The organism is Arsenophonus endosymbiont of Bemisia tabaci Q2, from assembly GCF_902713415.1.
In the GTDB taxonomy this organism is placed as follows: Bacteria; Pseudomonadota; Gammaproteobacteria; order Enterobacterales; family Enterobacteriaceae; genus Arsenophonus.
Map to the genome: position 1 here is coordinate 1 of NZ_CACTIE010000031.1, position 4231 is coordinate 4231.

Below are 4231 nucleotides of genomic sequence, written 5' to 3' on the forward strand. Positions count from 1 at the left end.
ACTCAACCCTTCTTCTTCCATCGTAAATATCACTTTACGTCTAAAATCAATTGAATAGCTCATATAAATAATGTCATCAAAATTAAGTGGCTTAGCTATATCTGAGCATCATCAATGATTAAACCACTATGATACAGCGCATCAATCGGCGCTTTCATCAGGTTATCTAAATCTCGCTTGCGGAGGTCGGGCGGATAGACGTCTATCTCAACTCCTAAACGTTGTGACAATCGCTTGCAGAGCTTTTGATGCAGGATTTCAGCGGCTACCGATTGGCGGTATAATCTGCCTTTAGCAGTGATGAAGTGTTTATGTTTCGCGTGATACCAGTAGTGATTAACTGAAGGCGGGAAAGAAACGGTGATGTTATCGATTTTCATGCATCACTTAACCTCTCTCATTTCTACGCCTTTAGCGGTATAACCGGTTAACTGTTTACCTGCTATCCGCTGACGTTTCTTTGTCAGAAAATGGATATGGTCCTCATAAACATAAGGGTATTCACCATCGACAAGGATGTATTTAAAAGCTTTCATTGGTTGTTTTGCATACTGCACAAATCCTATTAACTTATTGTTTTTAATTATTTCTTTTGTGTGTACCTCTTTGAGCGTTTTTTCTTTACATCGGTAAATCCAAAAATCATTGAGCTTTCCGGTTATCTTTCAAGTGCGTACCTTGATATAACCCAGTCGCTTCATGAGTTTGCTAAATTCCGCGTCATTACGAATTAAATTCTCAATATATCGTAACGGTTCGGCTTGCCAGCTTTTTGCCTGATATATTTTTTATCAATCCGCGATGGTGATGTTTATTTAGAATCGTGTATTTATCGCCTTGCGTCGGATGACGGTACAGCGTCCAATTATTGACAGTTTGTTTCCGTGCTTGTTGGTCAATCAACAACGCGAAGGTAGCCAAAGGTGAACCGTCTTTACGTTCAGTAAAATTTTTACCGATTTTGCAAATAATATTCAATACATAACTATCAATATCTTTTGGCTGCACAAATCCATAATAATCATTATTTTCAATCTATTAGCTTGGCACACCTCTGAATGATAATCATAAGATTGCTTATCCTGAGCGGTCAATCCGGTATCACTCTCTGCCTCATGAACAGAAATCCCAGAGTTTAACCAAACTAACCCATTTCCATTGTATCTTAGTCCCAAATCCGTTAATGTGCAGGTACCGTTATTAACGGCTGACCAGTTACCCGAAATAACCGCTTCTCTAATGGCATATGAGTTTATCAATTGCATTTGTTATCCCCCTATCTGCTGAGATGGTGTCATTAGCGTTGCAAACATATCAATTGCGTTTACTAACTTCCCGTACTGCCTGAGTCGGTGATAGGCCGGATTGGATAGCCGTCTGAAATGCGGCTTGCTCTATCTTTTGCATACAAAGTAAAATACCGAGTTGTTGCTCATTGGCTTTATAGCTAAGCGACTTAATTTTGATGACATTATTTAAACGCTGTTTGCTAGCGAATTATTTGATATCAATATTAACAGCGATGTTTTCTATGGATGGGTCAACCAAGTCCTTATCCCAGTACTTCCTAAAAACAGTGTAATCATGATGGATAATGCAACTTTTCACAAGAAACAGAGTATTCAATAAGTTATCATCGATGCGGGGCATATGGTGGAATATTTTCCTACCTATTCGCCAGATCTTAATCCAATTGAACATAAATGGGCACAAGCTAAATGCAAAAAAAGAGCGCTCGGATGCGACACAGATATTTTGTTCGCACTCAATCAAAATTAAGTCGCTTAGCTATAGCATAGATACTATTAATTCAAGGTTAGAGCAATAAATGAACACTTAAACAGAAAAAATGTAAATAATAGTTGTTAGTTTCAGAAAAGCCCCTATAATAGTCAACCGTTATCGCGACTTATTCATCAATAAAAAAATAATAAACGCGTATTAAGGTGAAAAGCGTAATATACGCCACCTCGCGGTCTAGGTTAAACGCTCTTTAACAATTAATCAGACAATCTGTGTGGCCACTCGCAAAAAATCATCAAAAAATATTTGATTTTAAAGTCTTAAAAAGTGACAAAACAGTTAATTCATATATAAACTAATATGCAGTAACGTTATTTTGGTCAACAGCGGCGAAGGTGGTCAAACATCGGCAAAGCAAGTTCAACAAAAGGGTGTTACAGTCAGTAAAACATTCTTTAAGCATCAAGTTTTTAATTAAAGAGTTTGATCATGGCTCAGATTGAACGCTGGCGGCAGGCCTAACACATGCAAGTCGAGCGGCAGCGGGAGGAAGCTTGCTTCCTTGCCGGCAAGCGGCGGACGGGTGAGTAAAATATGGGGATCTGGCCCAAGGCAGGGGATAACCACTGGAAACGGTGGCTAATACCGCATAATCTCTAAGGAGCAAAGTGGGGGACCATTCTGGCCTCACACCTTCGGATGAACCCATATGAGATTAGCTAGTAGGTGGGGTAATGGCTCACCTAGGCGACGATCTCTAGCTGGTCTAAGAGGATGATCAGCCACACTGGGACTGAGACACGGCCCAGACTCCTACGGGAGGCAGCAGTGGGGAATATTGCACAATGGGCGTAAGCCTGATGCAGCCATGCCGCGTGTACGAAGAAGGCCTTCGGGTTGTAAAGTACTTTCAGTCGTGAAGAAAGTGTTAAGATTAATAACCTTAGCAATTGACGTTAGCGACAAAAAAAGCACCGGCTAACTCCGTGCCAGCAGCCGCGGTAATACGGAGGGTGCAAGCGTTAATCGGAATTACTGGGCGTAAAGGGCACGCAAGCGGTTAATTAAGTTGGATGTGAAATCCCCGGGCTTAACCTGGGAATGGCATTCAAAACTGGTTAACTAGAGTCTTGTAGAGGGGGGTAGAATTCCATGTGTAGCGGTGAAATGCGTAGAGATGTGGAGGAATACCAGTGGCGAAGGCGGCCCCCTGGACAAAAACTGACGCTCATGTGCGAAAGCGTGGGGAGCAAACAGGATTAGATACCCTGGTAGTCCACGCTGTAAACAATGTCGATTTGGAGGTTGTGGTCATAAACTGTGACCTCCGAAGCTAACGCGTTAAATCGACCGCCTGGGGAGTACAGCCGCAAGGTTAAAACTCAAATGAATTGACGGGGGCCCGCACAAGCGGTGGAGCATGTGGTTTAATTCGATGCAACGCGAAGAACCTTACCTACTCTTGACATCCAGCGAATCCTTTAGAGATAAAGGAGTGCCTTCGGGAGCGCTAAGACAGGTGCTGCATGGCTGTCGTCAGCTCGTGTTGTGAAATGTTGGGTTAAGTCCCGCAACGAGCGCAACCCTTATCCTTTGTTGCCAGCGATTTGGTCGGGAACTCAAAGGAGACTGCCGGTGATAAACCGGAGGAAGGTGAGGATGACGTCAAGTCATCATGGCCCTTACGAGTAGGGCTACACACGTGCTACAATGGCGTATACAGAGAGAGGCAAGCCAGCAAAGGGAAGCGAAACTCAGAAAGTACGTCAAAGTCCGGATTGGAGTCTGCAACTCGACTCCATGAAGTCGGAATCGCTAGTAATCGCGGATCAGAATGCCGCGGTGAATACGTTCCCGGGCCTTGTACACACCGCCCGTCACACCATGGGAGTAAGTTGCAAAAGAAGTAGGTAGCTTAACCTTTTTGGATGGCGCTTACCACTTTGTGATTCATGACTGGGGTGAAGTCGTAACAAGGTAACCGTAGGGGAACCTGCGGTTGGATCACCTCCTTACCTAAATAGATAGAATGTGAGTGTTCACACAGATTGTCTGATAAAATAGCGCATAAAGCCAATCTTAAATTGGCTAAAAAGCTTAAAGTCCCCTTCGTCTAGGGGACTAAAACACTGCCCTGAAAGGGCAGTAACAAAGGTTCAAATCCCCTAGGGGACGCCACTTTAGTGATTTAAAAAGGTGGTGCAACACGCTTTAGTGTTTTGCGCTGTTTGTGCTTTACGCAATAATAATTAACCTAATTCAGTGAGTTAGGTTACCAATTATGATCTTTAACAATCTGGAATAAGCTAAAAATTAAAACACACATTTTTGAAAAAAATAGTGTAGAAAACTCTCAAAACTCCAATCAGTTGGGTTTTTCTTGTCATAATAAATCGTCATGAGCAAGCAGTCAGCAATTCAAGGCGGCAAGCGCACAGCAAGCGCAGCGTACTAAAGTACGTAAGCATTGCGCGCACTGCCCAACAAA

3 protein-coding genes, 1 tRNA gene and 1 rRNA gene are annotated in these 4231 nt (G+C 42.9%); 3 read left to right on the plus strand and 2 right to left on the minus strand.

Annotated elements, in window-relative coordinates; genetic code table 11:
- Positions 1-95: 95 nt before the first annotated feature.
- Both ARSQ2_RS02185 and ARSQ2_RS02190 read right to left on the minus strand, forming a co-directional pair.
- Positions 96-380, minus strand: a complete 285-nt coding sequence (locus ARSQ2_RS02185; RefSeq protein ID WP_181994216.1) for a RusA family crossover junction endodeoxyribonuclease — start codon at positions 378-380, stop codon at positions 96-98.
- Between the two features lie 358 nt (positions 381-738).
- On the minus strand, positions 739-1008 hold the full coding sequence (locus ARSQ2_RS02190) for a hypothetical protein (protein ID WP_181994217.1): 270 nt from the start codon (positions 1006-1008) through the stop codon (positions 739-741).
- 642 nt (positions 1009-1650) lie between these two features.
- Between ARSQ2_RS02190 and ARSQ2_RS02195 the strand changes: the two genes are divergently transcribed.
- From ARSQ2_RS02195 to ARSQ2_RS02205, 3 genes are all read left to right on the plus strand, one after another.
- Entirely contained in the window at positions 1651-1779 is a 129-nt protein-coding gene (locus tag ARSQ2_RS02195) for a transposase (RefSeq protein WP_181994218.1), read from the plus strand.
- A gap of 435 nt (positions 1780-2214) precedes the next feature.
- Positions 2215-3758, plus strand: a 16S ribosomal RNA gene (locus ARSQ2_RS02200).
- A gap of 87 nt (positions 3759-3845) precedes the next feature.
- Positions 3846-3921 (plus strand) — tRNA-Phe (locus tag ARSQ2_RS02205).
- Positions 3922-4231 lie beyond the last annotated feature (310 nt).

What these genes read in the sequence shown, in the direction of transcription:
- ARSQ2_RS02185 (WP_181994216.1), bottom strand. Translation starts at nt 380, where the DNA reads ATGAAAATCGATAACATCACCGTTTCTTTCCCGCCTTCAGTTAATCAC.
- ARSQ2_RS02195 (WP_181994218.1), top strand. Translation starts at nt 1,651, where the DNA reads ATGGTGGAATATTTTCCTACCTATTCGCCAGATCTTAATCCAATTGAA.